Annotated in this window: 13 protein-coding genes and 1 tRNA gene; 7 read left to right on the plus strand and 7 right to left on the minus strand. The window is 66.8% G+C overall.

Annotated features, from left to right (window positions below; all coding sequences use genetic code 11):
- Nucleotides 1–122 precede the first annotated feature (122 nt).
- Together AB1824_04280 and AB1824_04285 are read right to left on the minus strand one after the other, a co-directional pair.
- Entirely contained in the window at nucleotides 123–1,976 is a 1,854-nt protein-coding gene (locus AB1824_04280) for a DUF6600 domain-containing protein (protein ID MEW5764173.1), read from the minus strand.
- Between the two features lie 198 nt (nucleotides 1,977–2,174).
- Nucleotides 2,175–2,918 (minus strand): hypothetical protein, encoded by a 744-nt coding sequence (locus AB1824_04285; protein ID MEW5764174.1) that lies wholly within the window; start codon nucleotides 2,916–2,918, stop codon nucleotides 2,175–2,177.
- Between the two features lie 225 nt (nucleotides 2,919–3,143).
- On the opposite strand from AB1824_04285, the gene AB1824_04290 reads away from it, so the two are divergent.
- The 6 genes from AB1824_04290 to AB1824_04315 are packed head-to-tail and all read left to right on the plus strand — an operon-like array spanning nucleotide 3,144 to nucleotide 12,744.
- Complete coding sequence (locus AB1824_04290; protein MEW5764175.1) at nucleotides 3,144–6,053, plus strand: protein kinase; 2,910 nt, start codon at nucleotides 3,144–3,146, stop codon at nucleotides 6,051–6,053.
- Complete coding sequence (locus AB1824_04295; protein ID MEW5764176.1) at nucleotides 6,050–7,351, plus strand: PhoH family protein; 1,302 nt, start codon at nucleotides 6,050–6,052, stop codon at nucleotides 7,349–7,351. Before AB1824_04290 ends, AB1824_04295 begins: the two co-directional genes overlap by 4 nt.
- A gap of 41 nt (nucleotides 7,352–7,392) precedes the next feature.
- Entirely contained in the window at nucleotides 7,393–7,992 is a 600-nt protein-coding gene (locus tag AB1824_04300) for a DUF4390 domain-containing protein (protein ID MEW5764177.1), read from the plus strand.
- Nucleotides 7,989–10,094: an ATP-binding protein gene (locus AB1824_04305; protein ID MEW5764178.1), complete on the plus strand. Its 2,106-nt coding sequence runs from the start codon at nucleotides 7,989–7,991 to the stop codon at nucleotides 10,092–10,094. Before AB1824_04300 ends, AB1824_04305 begins: the two co-directional genes overlap by 4 nt.
- A gap of 54 nt (nucleotides 10,095–10,148) precedes the next feature.
- Complete coding sequence (locus tag AB1824_04310; GenBank protein MEW5764179.1) at nucleotides 10,149–11,525, plus strand: sigma-54 dependent transcriptional regulator; 1,377 nt, start codon at nucleotides 10,149–10,151, stop codon at nucleotides 11,523–11,525.
- Nucleotides 11,509–12,744 (plus strand): ADP-ribosylation factor-like protein, encoded by a 1,236-nt coding sequence (locus tag AB1824_04315; protein MEW5764180.1) that lies wholly within the window; start codon nucleotides 11,509–11,511, stop codon nucleotides 12,742–12,744. The genes AB1824_04310 and AB1824_04315 overlap by 17 nt, the downstream gene beginning before the upstream one ends.
- 96 nt (nucleotides 12,745–12,840) lie before the next feature.
- On the opposite strand, the gene AB1824_04320 is transcribed toward AB1824_04315, so the two are convergent.
- Together AB1824_04320 and AB1824_04325 are read right to left on the minus strand one after the other, a co-directional pair.
- A tRNA-Ser gene (locus tag AB1824_04320) sits at nucleotides 12,841–12,928 on the minus strand.
- A gap of 74 nt (nucleotides 12,929–13,002) precedes the next feature.
- Nucleotides 13,003–13,446, minus strand: coding sequence for a cyclic nucleotide-binding domain-containing protein (locus tag AB1824_04325; GenBank protein MEW5764181.1), 444 nt, complete (start codon nucleotides 13,444–13,446; stop codon nucleotides 13,003–13,005).
- Nucleotides 13,447–13,669: 223 nt separating this feature from the next.
- Here AB1824_04325 and AB1824_04330 point away from each other — a divergent pair, with 223 nt between their 5' ends.
- Nucleotides 13,670–14,323, plus strand: a complete 654-nt coding sequence (locus AB1824_04330) for an OmpW family outer membrane protein (protein MEW5764182.1) — start codon at nucleotides 13,670–13,672, stop codon at nucleotides 14,321–14,323.
- 104 nt (nucleotides 14,324–14,427) lie between these two features.
- On the opposite strand, the gene lepA is transcribed toward AB1824_04330, so the two are convergent.
- The 3 genes from lepA to AB1824_04345 form a co-directional block, all read right to left on the minus strand.
- Entirely contained in the window at nucleotides 14,428–16,236 is a 1,809-nt protein-coding gene (gene lepA, locus AB1824_04335; GenBank protein ID MEW5764183.1) for a translation elongation factor 4, read from the minus strand.
- A 96-nt stretch (nucleotides 16,237–16,332) separates the two neighbouring features.
- Nucleotides 16,333–16,716, minus strand: a complete 384-nt coding sequence (locus AB1824_04340; protein ID MEW5764184.1) for a RidA family protein — start codon at nucleotides 16,714–16,716, stop codon at nucleotides 16,333–16,335.
- Nucleotides 16,717–16,760: 44 nt separating this feature from the next.
- Nucleotides 16,761–17,471: a hypothetical protein gene (locus AB1824_04345; GenBank protein ID MEW5764185.1), complete on the minus strand. Its 711-nt coding sequence runs from the start codon at nucleotides 17,469–17,471 to the stop codon at nucleotides 16,761–16,763.
- Between the last annotated feature and the right edge of the window lie 4 nt (nucleotides 17,472–17,475).

The following is a 17,475-nucleotide window of genomic DNA, read 5'->3' on the forward strand; positions in this document are numbered from 1 at the left end:
CCGCCCTCCCCCTCCCGGCCTCCCCCGCCGAGCCCTGCCGGTGCCGGCGGTCGGGCTGGACCCAAAAAAAATGGCGGGACCTGGGTCCCGCCGAAAAGGAAGAAGGAGAGGGAGGTATGGCTTCAACGCCGCCGCCGCCCCCCGCCCGAGGACTTGGGCGGTGGGGAGGGCTGGTCCATTCCGCTGGAAGGCCGGCTCGGAATGTAACGGGGCTGGCCGGAGGAGCGCCCCGTGTTCGGAGACGCGGACTCGCGCGAAGATTCGGGCCGCCCGGAGGATCGCGAGGTTCCCACCCTCCCGGAAGAGCCCCGGGGGGGCGAAACGGGAGCGCGGACCCTCTCCCGGGACGACGGCGCAGCATCCCCTTCGCGGTCCGGAACACCGGAGGGCTCGGTCCACCGGGACGAACGGGATCCGCTGGGTGTTTCCCGCCCTCCACCCGTGGAGGGACCCCCCACGGGCTCCCTCGATCTGGGCGGCCCCGTGACGGCACCGCCGGTCCCGGGGTTGCCCACGGGCTGTCGGGTGCGTGGGGACACGGCCCCACCCGCTCCGTCACGCGGCGTCCGGCCCGGGTCCGAGACGCGGGATCGGCCCCCGCCGGTGGGGTCCGAGACGGGGTCGGGAGGCGAGGACGTCCAACGGGATCGGCCGTCCACCGTCCCGGGATCGGGGTCGCGCCGAGAATCCCGAGCGCGCAGAGGCTCCTCCGCGTCCCGCTTGAGGTCGCTCCAGGAGGTTCGGCCCCGGTCGAAGTCCCGCACGCGGTCCGGCGGGAGGTGGAGAGGGGAGATCACGGCGCCGCTCCCGCGGGGACCGGACCCCCGCAGCGAGACGCCTCCCACGCCCTGAGCCCTGGGATAAATGGGCCTCGGCGGGGGGGCGGTCCGGTGGTGGACGATGACCCGATGGACGTGCGGGTCGTACAGATGTCCCACGTGAACGCTGTACCAACCGCAGTGGGACCAATAGGGGTAGCCGTCCCAGCCGAGGGGACACCAGCCCAGCCATCCGTCATCCCCCCAGTACCACGCTACCCAGGCCGGAGAGAAAATGGACAGGGGGATCCATCCCCATCCGATCCCGGCCACGAAGGTCCAACGGCCGTAATGGAAGGGGACCCACCCCCACGTTTCGACCGGGATCCACGTCATCCCCCAGGGCCCCCACCACCATCGCCCGGTCATGTAGGGGCTCCACTCGGCCTCCAGGACGGAAGGTCTCCAGACGTACCCGTAGTCCTGGGTGTGGACCCAGGTCCCGTACGTGTCGAAGTCGCCCGCGTAGGTCCTCAGGTTGTCGGGCAGATACCGCTGGGAAACGCCGCGCGTGCGGCGCGGAAGGGCGTCGTTGCTGAAGGCCAGCAGGGGCTCGTAGGAGGCCCTCTGGGCCGCCAGCGGGCGCAGAGGCGGGTAACCGTAGTCCGCATAGGTCATCTGGCCCGCCTCCAGCGTGATCCCCCCCCCTGCCGTCGTAACGGTGCAGGCCCCTTCGAGGCAGGTGACCCGGGTCCTGTCCACGGTTTCCACCTCGATGATGACGGCGCAGGCCCGGAGGGGAGAGACCGCCGCGGACGGCGTGGAGAGGACGGAGGAGGCCAGGGGGGGACTCCAGTTCCTCATTTCCACGAGCGCCGTTCCCTTCCACAGCCGGAGACCGATCGAACCGCCGACGTCCTCGATCCCCGAGGGGAGCCGGTCGATTTCCACGCGGGTCCCCCCGTCCAGCCAGAGGGAATTGCCGTCCGGAAGGACCGCTCCCAGGCGTCCCGCCGCTTCGGTCCAAGCCGTGTCTCCTTCGAACAGCGGGAGATTCACGGTAAGGCTCTGGGGGTCCCGATCGGCTGAAGGGTTCTGGGCAAAGGCGCCTCCCTGGACGGCCCGCACGACGCCGTAGCGTTCGGCGGGAGCCTGGGCCCAGAGCGGAATACCGCACAGGATGACGACCGTGGCTGCGAGACATGTCCTGGCGTTCATCGTTCGCCTCCTGAGGGAGCTTCGAGCAAGGAGAATGCCAGAGCGCCGGAGGGGCGGCATCGAAGGAAGCGCTTCACCGTCAATGCCTTAGGAGGGTCCCCCTTCCGATCCGAGCGTCCGCTCCGCCGGACGGTGGCCTTGAAAAGCGTCCGGCCTCCCCAGGGGGAGGCCGGAAAGGGGTGCGCGTGCCGGGAGGATTCAGGTTCCGGGACCCTCCTCCGGGGCGGCGGTCTGCTGGATGACGACGGGGGTGGCGTTGATCTCCCTCTGAACCGAGTCGATCTGCCCCCCCAGGTCCGCGATCTGCGACTGCACCTGGCCCAGGCGGTCCTGGACCGTGTCCATGGACCGCTGGAGGGACTCCTGCTCGCCCTGCAGGACGCTGAAATTGTACTTGTCCCGAAGGCTGGAGAGTTGCGACTGAAGGTCGCTCTGCTGCTGGTAGAGGAGAGTGCGTTGATCGATGAGCCCGCCCAGCCGATTCTGGAGATCGCCCAAATTCTGGCCCGACGGGGCCTGCGGGGGCGGCATGGCGCCGGGCGCGGGGGCTTCGGCGGACCCTCCGCCCACCAGCTCGCCCTCGTTCGCCAGGCGCGCCCTCCGGCGGATGATCTCCAATTGCTCCTCGTTGATGAAGACCGCCGGCGCCTTCGCCGGAGACGCTTCCGTTGAGGGAACCGCCTCGCTGTCGATTTCGAGCTTCATGCCCGTCACGGGCGCCGCGGCCAAGGCATTGACGCGCTCGGACTTCTCGAAATCGATATCCGTCGCCGGAAGAAACAAGTACAGACCGTTCTTGAAGAAATAGGCCAGGCCTTCCTGCACGACGGGCTTGTCGTCGGCCTTGATGATCCGGCCGTCCTGAAGCTGGATGGTGTAAGACGCCGCGGAGGCCACGGTCGTCAACAGAAGAATCGCGATCACCGGAAGAGCGCGCCTCATGGATCGACCCCCTTTCTTCACTGAATAGTTTAAGTTTTTCAAGACTTGTCGTCAAGAAGAAACGAAATCCGCGTCGGAAACGGCGCCCTGCAGGCCAAAGGTCTGGCCTGCGGCGAAGTCCCTGAGACCCGTTTGACACACCTTCGGCGGGATTGTTAGCCTAGAGGCAGGTCACCGGGCGCGTGTCCCCCCACTTCCGGCCCGCCCGGGGCCCCTGGAGGCATCGTGTCCGAGCTCACACGGCGGGCCTGGAAGGCGTACTTCCGCGGCAACTACCTGCAGGCCGGCGATCTGTACAAATCCGCCGGGGAGCTGGAAAAGGCCTCCAAGATGTACTGCAAGGGGGGGGACCTCCGCGCCGCCGCCGAAGTGGAAGAGGCATTGGGCCGCGTCACGCGAGCCGTGGATTACCTCTTGCGGGCGGGCGACCCGAACTCGGCGGCCTTGATGCTCGGCCGGCACGGCCACTTCACCCGCGCGGCGCAGATTTACGCCGAGGCCGGCAACAAGGTCCAGGCCGCCGCCATGGCCCTCAAGGGAGGGAACACGGCCCTGGCCTCCCAGCTGTACGAGCAGGCGGGGCGGTACATGGAGGCGGGGCGGCTGGCCTTCAAGTCCGACAACGTGGGCCGGGCCCTGCTCCTCTTCGAGCGCGTTCTCAAGCAGCTCCCCGCGGCCGAAGCATTGACGCCGTCCGAACAGCTCCAGCAGCGGGAGCAACTGACGGAGGTGGCCCGCTACTTGGAGGAGGGCGAGGCCTACGACCGCGCCGCGGAGCTTCACGAGAGGATGAACAACCTCCCACAGGCCGCCCAGTGTTACGAAGCTGCCAAGCAGTTCGAAAAGGCGGCGGAGCTCTATCGCCGGGTGGGTGCCCTGGACCGGCTGAGCGCCCTCACGGACCGGGCCGCCAAGACACCTCTCGTGGTCCAGGCGGAGGGGCTCGCCGCCAAAGGAGACCTGGAAGAGGCCGCGCGGCTCTTCGCCGAAGCCGGCCTGAAGGACAGGGCCGCGGGCCTTTACGAAGAATCCGGGCACCTCGAGGCGGCCGCCGAACTGAGGAGGGAGCTGGGCGACCACGAAATGGCGGGGAACCTCTTCTACAGGGTTCAGGCCTACCTTCCCGCGGCCCAGTCCTACGAGGAAGCCCACCTCTTCGCCATGGCCGAGCAGTGCTACCTCAAGGCGGGGGACAACCTCCGCGCCGCTCGGTCGGCCTTCGAGGCGGGCCATTGGGAGCGCGCGGTGGATCTGGCCCCCGACGCGGAGGAACGCCGGGCCTTTCTCGCCCGGATTCAGGCTTTTCCCGACAACCCCGCCGAGCGCGGACGCCTGGCCATTCTCAAGGCGCGACTCCTCCTGGACCTCGGCCAGCACTCCGTGGCCGGGGCGTGTCTGGAGGGGCTGAGCCCCGCCAGCGCGGAGGAGGAGACCTGGGCCCATTACCTTCAAGCGAGGGTTCTGGAGGCGCAGGGCGACGCCGAATCCGCCACCGAGTTTTACCGAAAGGCCCTCGCCGCCAACATGGGCTTCCAGGACGCGCGCCAGCGCCTCGAGGCTCTCCAGCACTGGGCGGCGGCTCCGCATTCGCAGAAGGGCCGCTACGCGGAGGCGGAAGTCCTGTGGAGCGACGACGCCGGACCCTGGATCCGGGGTGAGGACTCCCTCCTTCACACGCCCGTCCTGATCCACCGCCTGGAGCCCCCGCTCCACACCGCCGCGGGTCTCATCGAACCGGAGCACCTGCAGCGGCTCCTCGCGCTTCGCCACCCCGGCCTTCTGGGGCTGAGGGACGCCGTACCTCGCCGGGGGGGAGCCGACCTGGTCTACGAGATGTTTCCGGGTCGTCCCCTGTCCCGCTGGCTCGAAGAGGGATATTGCCCCTCCCAGTACGCCGCCTTGGAGAAAATGCAGCCCATCCTCGAGGCCCTGGCCGAGGGCCACCGCCGGGGCCTACCCCACAACCGCCTGGGTCCCGACTGGGTCCTGATGGACAACGACGGTCGCGTCAAGATCCATGGCATGGGCCTTTTCGAGCCCCAGCCTCGGCCCCAGCCCTCGGACACGGGGGGACTGGCGGGGTCGGACCCGGAGTTTCGGACCGACCCTTCGCCGGACCTCAGGGCTTCAGGGGAACTCTTCTTGAGGCTTCTGGCCGGGCGCGGAGAAGGGGCGGGCACCCCTCCTCTCCTGAACGAACTCGACGTCCCCGAGTCCATGAGGGACCTGCTGGCGCGAATGCTGGGAGAGGTCCCCGCGCGCCCGTACACCTCCTTCGAGGAGGTCCTGACGGACCTCTCGGCCCTTGAACTCCACGTCGGCTCCATCATCGCGGGCCGGTACGAAATCCTGGAGGAACTGGGCCGGGGCGGCATGGGTCAGGTCTTCCGCGTTCGCGACCGGGAACTCAACGAGGAGGTGGCCCTCAAGACCCTGCGCCGCCGGCCCGAAATGACCGAAGAGGCCAAATCGAGGTTCATGAGGGAGATCAAGCTCAGCCGGCGCATCACGCATCCGAACGTGGTGCGCGTGTACGATTTCGGAATCTGGCGCGAGACCCTCTTCCTCACGATGGAGTACATCCCCGGGAAGACCCTGAGCCAGTGGGTGAAGGAAGGGGCCCACGGGAGGGCCAACCTCCGTCAGAAGGTGGAGATTCTGAGAGGCGTGGCGGCTGGCCTCTCGGAGGCGCACAAGATGGGCGTCATCCACCGGGATCTGAAACCGCAGAACGTGATTCTCACGCCGGCGGGCATCCCGAAAGTCCTGGACTTCGGCATCGCTTACGCCGACGTGGAGGAGAGCGGGGACCTGACCCAGGAGGGCCACTTCGTGGGCTCGCCCAAGTACGTGTCGCCGGAGCAGATCCAGGGACTTCCCCTGGATCCGAGGTCCGACGTGTATTCGCTCGGGCTTCTCGCCTACTTCTTGCTAACGGGCCAGGACGCGTTTTCGGGCGACAAATCCGGGCTCATCCTCCTCAAGCAGCTGAAGGAGATGCCTCCGCCGCCGTCCCGGTTCGCGCGCCTGCCTCCCACTCTGGACCGACTCGTCATGAACTGCCTCAACAAGAAGCCCGAAGAGCGACCGGCGAGCCTCGATGAGGTCTCGCGGCACCTGAAGGAGATCGTATGAGCCGCACTTACGTGCTGGACACCAACGTGCTCCTCCACGACCCGCACAGCATCTACCGCTTTCAGGAAAACACGGTGGTCATTCCGATCTGGGTCATCGAGGAGGTGGACCGGTTCAAGCGGGACGTCACGGAAATCGGCCGCAGCGCGCGGGAGGTCTCCAGGGAACTGGACAACCTGAGGCAGCTGGGCCCCCTCTCCGGGGGGGTTCCCCTCCCCGAAGGGGGCACTCTTCACGTGGCCATCGAGCGGGTGGAGAAGGAGAACCTACCGCCCACCATTCGGGAAGGAAGCGCCGACAACCTGATCCTCGGCGTGGCCCTGGCCCTGCAGAGGAAGTCCGGCGACGTGGTGCTCGTCACGAAGGACACCAACCTGCGCATCAAGGCGGACGCGTTCGGTCTGCCCGCTGAGGATTACGAGACCGACAAGGTGCAAATCGACGAACTCTACGCGGGGTGGAGGACCCTCACGGTCCCCAAGCGAACCCTGGACTCCCTCTTCCAGAAGCGGTCCGTCCCCTGCGAAGCGAACCTCCATCCCAACGAGATGGCGCTCCTCCTCGACGAGGAGAACCCGAACCACACGGCCCTCGCGCGCCAGAATCCTCAAGACCGGACGCTCCATCCCCTGGACGACATCAAGCCCCTGTGGGGCATCAGCCCAAGGAACAAGGAGCAACGATTCGCCCTGGACCTCCTGTTGAACGACGGGATCCCTCTGGTGACCCTCGTGGGCAAGGCGGGAACGGGCAAGACCCTCCTCGCCCTGGCCGCCGGCCTCCACAAGGTGGCCGACCAGCAGCAGTACCAGAGGCTCCTCGTGACCCGCCCCATCTTTCCCATGGGGCGGGACATCGGCTATCTGCCCGGCGAACTCGAGGAGAAGCTGAAGCCCTGGATGCAGCCCATCTTCGACAACCTGGAACTCCTCCTGAACCTGTCCTACAGCAACCGCGGCCACGACGCCTACCGGGAGCTCGTGGACCAGAGGATCCTGCAGATCGAGGCCCTCACGTACATCCGGGGCCGCTCCATCCCGAACCAGTTCCTCATCGTGGACGAGGCCCAGAACCTCACTCCCCACGAGGTGAAGACCATCGTCACCCGGGCCGGGGAACACACCAAGATCGTCCTGACCGGAGATCCGTACCAGATCGACAACCCCTATATCGACTCCTCGTCGAACGGTCTCACGTACGTGGTGGAGCGCTTCAAGGCGCAGAAGGAAGCGGGCCACATCACGCTCAGCCGGGGCGAGCGCTCGGACCTGGCGGAAATCGCGGCCAACGTTCTCTGAACGCACGATGGACGGACCGGACGATCGGGGGAGGAGGAAGGATGGGGATCGGACCAGGGGGCGCGTCGGGACGGAATGGCAGGCGCCGGACGGGAGCCCGGTGCCTCCTCTTCGCCGCCGCCCTCGCCGCGCTGGTCTCCGCCCCACCGACCCGAGCCGAAGGCCCCCTCGTCAAGGACCTCCGCTGGGCCTTCGAGAACAACGCCGTGGTGGTTTCCTTCGGCGTGGCCGATGCTTTGGAACGAAAGGATCTTCGGGAGGCCATCCTCTCCACGGCGCCCGTGACCTTGACCTTCACGGCCGAGGTGGTGAAGAGCCGTAGCCTCTGGAAAAACAAGACCGTCGGGCGCAAGGTCGTCCGGCACACGGTCCGTTACGACAACCTCACCCGCCAGTTTTCCGTGGAGACGGGCGTGGACGGCCTCCTCACTGATCAGAGGGTCCTCGCCACGTGGGAGGAGATGGCCGCGTACATGGGTCGCGTGGAGGGGCTGGCGGTCACGTCGGTGGCGAACCTCGAACCGTCCGAGGGCGGATATCTCCTGAGAGTCAACGTGCACGTCCTGTCCGATTTCGTCCTCTGGATCATCCCCTGGAGCGTGGAGACGCCCTGGGTCTCCACGGCCCTTCCCACGCCATGAGACTCCGCCTGACTCCCCGCTCCTTCACCGTGGTGGTGGCCTTCCTGGGGCTTTCCCTGGTGGGCGGGTTCCTGTACTCCCTGCTGAAGCAGCAGGATGCCGCCGACCTCACCTCCGCCGGCGGGTTCCTCCTGACGGGGCTCGCTCTTTTGAACCTCCTCCTCATGACGGTGCTCCTCTTCGTTCTCTTTCGGGAGCTCGTCAAGGGATTCCTGGCATGGAGAAGGCAGCGCGAGGGCGCGCGCTTCCGGACGCGGCTCCTGGGCGCCTTCGTGCTCCTCGGCCTCCTCCCATCGCTTTTCCTGTTCATCAGCGGGATCCTGCTCATCCAATCCTCCGTGGACCGGTGGTTCCGGTCGCCGGTGCACGGGCTGACCACCGCGAGCCAGGAACTGGTGGACCGCGCCCTGGACCTGGCCCGGGAAGAGAGCCACCGGAAGGCCAAGGCGCTCGCCTGGCAGTTGAAGCAGGTTCCAGCAGGGCTGCGGCCGGCCCTCGCTGCCCACCTATTCTCCGCGGGCGACGTGGACGCCTACTGCCTCGTGGCCCGCGACGGCAGGATCCTGGCCAAGGCCCCCGCCAACTTCCCCGCTCCGGACGCCTACAAGATTTCCAAGGTCTTTCAGAAGGAGGGCCTCGTGGGGTGGATGGACCTCGCCCCCTCGCCCACCGTGACGAGCGGGGTGGCCCTGGACGAGGAGACCGGGATTCTGGTCGGGCGTCGTCTTCCCTCCCAGCTGTACGCCCAGGCCAAGTACATCTCCGAGAACAACCGGGCCTACCTCCAGATCCGGAGCCGGCAGGAGACCTTGCGGACCTCCATGATCTCCTCCTTCCTGGCCCTCACGCTCCTCGTGATCTTCGCGGCGGTGTGGATCGGGACCCATCTCTCCAAGGAGATCAGCGTTCCGCTCCAGCTCCTGATGGAGGGCACCCAGGCCCTGTCCCAGGGCAACCTGGCCCACCGCATCGATTATGAGGCGAAGGACGAGATCGGGATGGTGGTGGAGTCCTTTAATCGGATGGCCCGCGAAGTGGAGGCGGGCAAGGTGGAACTCGAGAGGAGCAATGTCGAGCTGCGTGCCGCCACCCAGGCATCCGAGGGCCGCCGCAGGTACATCGAGACCCTCCTGGAAACCCTCAACATCGGCGTCATCTCCACGGATCCGGAAGGGCAGATCCGGACCCTCAACACCAAGGCCCGGGAAATCCTGGGCATGGACCCCGGCGAACCCGGAAGAAACGCGCTCACCCGGCCCGAGTGGCCCCCCATCCAAGCTCTCCTGTCCCCTCTTCCCCGCCGGCCCGTGCTCAACCGTGAGATCGCCCTCTCGGGCAAGCGCGGGCAATTCATCCTGTCCGTTTCCGCGAGCCCCCTGCAGGATCCATCCGGGACCACCACGGGCGTCCTTCTGATTCTGGAGGACATCACCGACCTCATGCGCGCCCAGCGCATCGCCGCCTGGCAGGAGGCGGCCCAGCGAATGGCGCACGAGATCAAGAACCCGCTCACTCCCATCCGGCTCTCGGCCCAACGCATCCGAAAGAAGGCCCAGGAAAGGAGCGCGGACCTGCTGGACGTGGTTCTTGAGGGCTGCACGGCCATCGAACGCGAGGTCCACACCATGATGACCATGGTGAACGAGTTCTCGCGCTTCGCCCGACTGCCGGAAATCCGGCCCAAGCCCGCCTCCCTCCTGGCGCTCATCCAGGGGACCCTGACGCCGTACCGATCCGCCGCCGATTTCGTCCTGGACCTTCCCGCATCCTTTCCCCCCGTGCGTCTGGACGTGGAGCAGATGGGAAGGGTGCTCAAGAACCTCCTCGAGAACGCCATCCAGGCCATGGACGGGCCGGGAACCATCACGCTGACCTTGAAGGAGGAATCGGGGCAGGCCGTCCTCACGCTTCGAGACACGGGTCCGGGCATTCCGCCCGAGGCCAGATCGAAGCTCTTCGCCCCGTACTTTTCCACCAAGAGGAAGGGCACGGGCCTGGGCCTCGCCATCGTGGCGAGGATCCTGGAGGAACACGGAGGAACGATCCGCGTGGACGAAACGTATTCGCAGGGGGCCGGTTTCATCCTGACCCTTCCCCTGTAAGGGCCGGCGCGGCGGGGCGCGGGGCGCGCCCGGGGAGCCCGGCGGGAGCGAGGCATGGCGAGAGGGCGCATTCTGATCGTGGACGACGAGCAGGGCATTCGGAACACCCTGCGGCAGATCCTCGAGGACGAAGGCTACTCCGTCGAGGAGGCGGAGACGGGGGAGGCCGGCCTGGCCCTCGGCCAGTCGCGGGATTTCGATCTGATCCTCCTGGACGTCTGGCTACCGGGCATGGACGGCGTGCAGGTCCTTGAGGCCCTGAAGGCATCGGGGCGCGAGGCGGAGGTCCTCATCATCTCCGGCCACGGGAACATCGAGACGGCGGTGAGGGCCCTCAAACTGGGCGCCTTCGACTTCATCGAGAAACCCCTCTCCATGGACCGCATCCTGATCACCGTGGCCAACGCCCTGAAGAAGCGCCGGCTCGAGGAGCGGAACGTCCTTCTCCTGGACCAGATCAAGAGGGAGGTGACCCTCATCGGAGAGAGTCCGGCCATCCGCGCCCTCAAGGAGCAGATCCGCCGCGCGGCGCCGACGACCGGTCGGGTCCTGATCTTCGGAGAGAACGGAACGGGGAAGGAGCTTGTGGCGCGCCTGATCCACCTCAACAGCGACCGAAGGGACGAGGCTTTCGTGGAAGTGAACTGCGCGGCCATCCCCACCGAACTCATCGAGAGCGAGTTGTTCGGCCACCGGAAGGGGTCCTTCACGGGCGCCATCGAGCACAAGAAAGGTAAGTTCCTCATGGCCGACGGGGGAACGATCTTTCTGGACGAGGTGGGGGACATGAGCCTGGCCACCCAGGCCAAGGTCCTCCGCGTCCTCCAGGAGCAGGTGTTCGAGCCCGTGGGCGGAACGGAGGCCCTGCAGGTGGACGTGAGGGTCATCGCGGCCACGAACAAGGACCTCAGCGCGGAGATCGGCCGTGGGACCTTTCGGGAAGACCTGTACTACCGCCTGGCCGTGATCCCGGTTCAGGTCCCCCCTCTCCGCAGCCGGAGGGAGGACATCCCCCTCCTCTGCGCCCACTACCTGGATCTTTTCTGCAGGCAGTACGGCCGTCCCCCGAAAACCCTGGGGCGGGACGCGCTCCAGTCCCTCGCCCAGTACTCCTGGCCCGGGAACGTGCGAGAACTCCGAAACCTCATGGAGCGGGTGGCCATCATGGTATCCTCGAACGAGGTGGCGGCTTCGGACCTTCCGCTCTTCGCGGACCGCCCCGCTCCAAGGCGGGACGAACTCCCCTGGACGGGACCCCTGAAGGAGGCGCGGGAGGCTTTCGAGCGGGAGTTCATCCGGAAGGCGCTGGTCCGGCACGGCGGGAACATCTCCCGAACGGCCGAGGAACTGGAAATCGAGCGCCGCCACCTGTACCGCCGCATGGCGAGCGTGGGTCTGCAGAAGGAGAGCGACCATGGTCATGATCAATAGGGCGACCAAGGAGATCACGCTCAAGATCGTCTACTACGGTCCAGGCCTCTGCGGCAAGACGACGAACCTCGAGCGGATCTTTTCCGCGGCCAACCCGGAGCGGAGGGGCAAACTGCTCACCGTCGCCACCGAGACCGACCGCACGCTCTTCTTTGATTTCCTCCCCATGGAGCTCGGAACCATCCGGGGAATGAAGGTGCGGGTCCAGCTTTATACCGTTCCCGGCCAGGTCTTCTACGACGCGACGCGGAGGATCGTCCTCCGCGGGAGCGACGGAGTCGTCTTCGTCGCGGACAGCCAGGCCGCCATGATGGACGCAAACCACGAGAGCGTGGAGAACCTGAAGCAGAATCTCCGGTTGAACAACCTCGACCCGGAGACCATCCCTCTCGTCTTCCAGTACAACAAGCAGGACCTGCAGGATCTCTCTCCCGCGGAGGACCTGGAGGAAAACCTGAACTGGCGGAGGGTTCCCAGCTTCCTGTCCGTGGCCACCACGGGACAGGGGGTGAACGAGACCCTCAAGAAGATCATCGAGGAGGTCATTCGGGATCTGCACCGGAAGGAGGAGGCTCTCCGCATCGCGGGCGGATCGCAGATGCCCGCCAGGCCCGCACCGGAGATCTTCGTCGCGCCCAAACCCGAAGCCAAACATTCCTCCTCGGAGCCTTCGGCCCCGGTGGAACCGGAGGAGGACCTCGCGCCTCCCGCCGAGCGCACCGCAGTGGCCGATCCCCGAGCGGAGGAACCCGTCGCGGCGGACTCGGCCGGAGATTCCGACTCGGGATCGGGGGAGATCGTCACCGTTCCCGTGGAGCACGAGGACGAGATCTCCGGGGAGGATCTGGAGATCCTCGACCTGGAAGCCGTGGACGGCGATCTGGAGGCCTCCGGGCCGGTTTCGGCGCCCGTTCTCGATGCTTCGCCCGCTCCCCAGGCTTCTGCGGCGGAGACCCTGCTGCCGCCCGTCGAGAGGGAGGCCATCGCGATGGAGCCCATCGAACCCGCGGTGAGCCCCCTCTCTGGCGTGCCCCGGCCCGAACCCACCCAGGCAACGGTCGCCGAGCCTCCCATCGGCTCTCGGGGCGGCGCGTCCGAAGAGGACCTTGGGGCGATCCGCGCCGAACTGCAATCCCTGGCCCTGGCCCTCGCCTCCTTGACCCGCCGCGCGGAAGCCCTCGCCGAGCAGATCGACGACCTCCTCGGCCGGCAAGCCTGAAGGCAAGGGGAACGAGGGACTAGCCTCCCTCCATTCCCCAACGGCGGAGATCCGAGAAACCTCGGCCGGCGCTTCACATTGCGGCCCGAGCCAACATGGCGGTGGGGGAGGGATTCGAACCCCCGGGCGGTTTCCCGCCGTCCGCTTTCAAGGCGGATGCCTTCGACCTCTCGGCCACCCCACCCCGCACCCACCCTAGCGAGGGAGAGGGCGTTCGTCAACCTCGAACCGCCCCGTGCCGAGCCGCCAGGATCGTGCTTACAGTAGTTTCGCGAGCTGGTCGTTGGTCCGCCGGAGCTTCTGGGCCAGGTCCCTGACCAGGTTCTTCAGGAGCTTCATTTGAAGCGCCTCGCTATGGGCCATCAGGGTTTCGTAGGCCTCGCGGTCGAATTCCAGCAGTTCTCCCTCGGAAAGGGCTTCCACGGTGGCGGACCTCGGTCCCTGGTCGATGAGGGCCAGTTCCCCGAAGCCGTCGGCCTCCTCGAAGCGTCCCAATTCGAGCTCGCCTCCTCCGTGGTACGTGAAGGCCCGGAACCGGCCCGCCTTGACGATGTACAGGGAATGTCCGGGCTCCCCTTCCGAAAGCACCCTCTCCCCCGCCTTCACTTTTCGGTGCTTCACGAGCTTTGACACCTGGATGAGTTCGAGGCTGTCCAGGTCCCGGAAGAGCTCCATCCGCTTCAGGATCGCCGCGTGTTCCATCTCCAACTCCCTCCGGTTCCAGCCCAGGCTACCCCAGGGGAAGCGAAAAGGTCAAAGGGGCGGCCCCCCGCCGGACGCCATCAGCCCGGAGACGGGTGCGAGCCAACCAGTTGACTTGAAAGGGCTTGCTCGCGAAGGGACCGATTCCGCTTGACCGGGCTTGAAGTTGGGCCTAAGTTACTTGGCATAGAGCGGGATTGTCAGAAGTCAGAAGGAGGGACACATGCGGAAGAACGGTGTAGTGTGGATCGTGGCGACGCTGTTGCTCCTGGCCCTTCCCCTCGCGGCGGCGGCCCAGGACACGGGATGGATGGTTCGGGTGAGGGCCATCAACATCGCCCCCAACGACAGCAGCGACAAGATCATCGGGACGGGCACGGAAGTGGCGGTGGACTCCAAGACCGTGCCGGAACTGGACATCGTGTACAAATGGCACGAGAACTGGGGGCTCGAGCTCGTGCTGGCGGACGCCAAACATGACCTGTCCACCACCGGCGGCCTGATCGGAGGGGCCAACGTGGGGAGCGTGAAGGTGCTCCCGCCCACGCTGGTCTGCAACTACTTCTTCACCACCCAGAGTCAGTTTGACCCCTATCTGGGCCTCGGCCTCAACTACACCCGCTTTCACGGCTTCAGCCTGGCGAGCGACCTGAGGGCCCTCGGCGTGACGGGCGTGGACTTCGACAATTCCCTCGGGCTCGCCGCCCAGATGGGTTTCGACGTGGACTTTGGAAACCACTGGGTCTTCAACATGGACGTCAAGTACGCCTGGATCGACACGGAAGCCTCCATCAAGGCGGGTGCGGTCACGCTGGACACCATCGGCGTGGACGTCAATCCCTGGATCTTCGGGATCGGCTTCGGCTACAAGTGGTAAGGACCGGGTCCGTTGAGAACGCCGGGGGGGCGGCTTCGGCCGCCCCCCTTTGCGTGCATCCCTCAGGCGAGATCCGCCGCGGCCCCCCGCCGGACGGCCCGAGATCACTCCTGTTCGCCCTGGATCCTCAGCACCGACAGGAAGGCCTCCTGAGGAAGCTGGACGTCTCCCACGGACTTCATCCGGCGCTTGCCTTCCTTCTGCTTTTCCAATAGCTTCCGCTTCCGCGTGATGTCCCCCCCGTAGCACTTGGCCAGCACGTCCTTTCGGAGGGCTTTCACGACCGTCCGGCAGATGATCCGGCTTCCCAGGGCCGCCTGGATGACGACTTCGAAGAGCTGCCTCGGGATGGCCTCCTTCAGCCGTTGGGCCATGGCCCGGCCGCGCGCCTCGGCCTGGGAGCGGTGGACGATGAAGGAGAGCGCGTCCACAGCCTTCCCGTTCACGAGGATGTCCAGCTTCACGAGGTCTCCCGGGCGGTACTCCTCGATCTGGTAGTCCATGGAGGCGTACCCGCGCGAGAGCGACTTGAGGCGGTCGTGGAAGTCCACGATGATCTCGCTCAGGGGCAGTTCGTACTTCAGCACGATGGTGTCCTTCGAGGCGTACTGAAACCCCTTCTGGGTGCCCCGGCGCTCCTCCATGAGCTTCAGGAGGTTTCCCACGTATTCGCCACGGGTGAGCACGGTGACGAGGGCGTAGGGCTCTCGGATGGACTCCACGTCCTGGGGCGGCGGGAGGCTCGCGGGGTTTTCCACATCCACCGTCTCCCCCGTGACCTTGAGCACCTGATACCGCACGTTGGGCGCGGTGGTGATCAGGTCGAGGTCGAATTCCCGCTCCAGTCGTTCCTGGATGATCTCCATGTGGAGGAAGCCCAGGAAGCCGCACCGGAAGCCGAATCCGAGGGCGTCGCTTGTCTCCGGCTCGAAGAAGAAGGAGGAGTCGTTGAGACGCAGCTTGTCCAGGGCCTCGCGCAGGTCCGGGTAGGCCGCCGGATCCACCGGGTAGAGCCCGGCGAAGACCATGGGCTTCACCTGTCGGAATCCGCCGAAGGGCGCCTCGGCGGGCCGCAGGGGATTGGTGAGAGTGTCCCCGATGGACACTTCGCGCACGTCCTTGATGCCCGCGATGACGAACCCCACTTCCCCCGCCTCCAGGACCGTCACCGGAACGGGCTTCGGCGTGAACACGCCCAGGGCCTCCACCGCGAACACCCGTCCCGTGGCCATGAATTTCACCGGCTCCTTGACCGCGAGCCGCCCGTCCATGATCCGGACGAGCATGACGACCCCCCGGTAGCTGTCGTACCAGGAGTCGAAGACCATGGCCTTGAGCGGGGCCTCCCGGTCTCCCCGAGGCGGAGGGAGCTTTTCCACGACGGCTTCGAGAATATCAACGATGCCCAGCCTCTCCTTGGCGGACGCGAGGATGGCTCCGGAGGCGTCCAATCCGATCACTTCCTCGATCTCCTCCATGGCTTTCTCGGGCTGGGCCGAGGGGAGGTCGATCTTGTTGATGACGGGCACGATCTCCAGCCCCCCGTCCACCGCCAGATAGGCGTTGGCCAGGGTCTGGGCCTCCACCCCCTGGCTCGCGTCCACCACGAGCAGGGCGCCCTCGCAGGCCGCCAGGGCCCGGCTCACCTCGTAGTTGAAGTCCACGTGGCCCGGAGTGTCGATGAGGTTGAGGCAGTATTCCCGCCCGTCCCTCGCCGAGTAGACCAGGCGCACGGCGTGGGCCTTGATGGTGATTCCCCGCTCCCGCTCCAGGTCCATTCCGTCCAGGAACTGCTCGACCATCTCTCTCTCCGACACGGCGTGGGTCGCCTCCAGGAGGCGGTCCGAGAGGGTGGTCTTCCCGTGGTCGATGTGGGCGATGATGCAGAAGTTCCGGATGCGGGAAAGTTCCATGGGTCCATTTAACCACAGAGGTCGCGGGGAGCCCAGCCGCCCCGAGGCGAGCGGCCCCGGGGCTCCCTCTCCCGCGTTCCCTCGGGTCGGGGGCCGCTAGGCGACCGCCGCGACGGCCTCGATTTCCACCAGTACGTCCTTGGGCAGCCGCGCCACCTCCACGGTGGCCCGGGCCGGGGCGCCTTCGGCGAAGAACTCCGCATACATGGCGTTCATGGCGGCGAAGTCCTCCATCCGCTTCAGGTACACCGTGGTCTTCACGACTCCGCCCAGGGAGGACCCGCCCGCCTCGAGAACGGCCCGGAGGTTTTCGAGGACCCGACGCGTCTGGGCCGCGACGTCCGCCCCCTCCACCTGTCCCGTGGCGGGGTTCAGGGCGATCTGTCCCGAGCAGAAGAGAAACCCACCGGCACGGATCGCCTGGGAGTACGGGCCCAGGGCGGCGGGGGCACGGTCCGTGGAGACGATTTCCTTCTTCATTTCGATTCTCCCTGGCGCGCGGACGGCACGGAACGCCTCCACCGTCACGGCACCTCAAACCGGAGGAAGGGGCCCGCGAGCGAGGGCTTTGCGCCCTTGCCGAAGTCCGTGAGCGTGACCTCCTCCTCCCCGCTCGAGAGGCGGACCAGCCCGAAGGGCGACACCTCGTCCGAGAGCCAGACCTCCGCGGACCTCCCCTCCTCCGCCACGATGCGCAAACGGCGGCACAGGAGGGTCTTGCGGCCCACCTTCACCTTTTCTTCGGGAAGAGCCTCCAGACGCCCGAAGGTCGGTCCGATGGCCGCCGCCTCCCGACCGAACCGGTCTCCGCCCTGCTGCCTCAGACGCTCCAGGGCGGCGCGGTCGATTTCAACGGCCGGCCCATCTCCGTCCTTCGCGCGCACCGAGACGATGTTGGCGTCCTCCGTCGGATCCCCCTTGAGGAGGTAAGCCGCCACCGAGGGCACTCCGCCGGAGGAGGTCCGGATCTCCATCCAGAGACCTTCGGGGACTTCCTCGACCACGGCGAAAGTCAGGTCGGCTTCCTCTCCTCGGGCGTCCCTTACGTGGTAGGAGCTCCACGCCCCCGGCCTGGGCGACCACTGGTGGTAAAACTCCGGAAAGTAGGAAGAGGCCTCCGGGGCCCGTCCAGCGAGCCACAGCGCGGCCGGAAGGAGGAGGACCGCCGCGGCCCTCAAGGCCCGAAGGGCCGGGGGGCGGGTCGGCCGGGGTATTGCGTCGGGGCGCAGGTTCATATGG

It is taken from the genome of Acidobacteriota bacterium, from assembly GCA_040752915.1.
Taxonomy (GTDB): domain Bacteria; phylum Acidobacteriota; class UBA4820; order UBA4820; family DSQY01; genus JBFLVU01.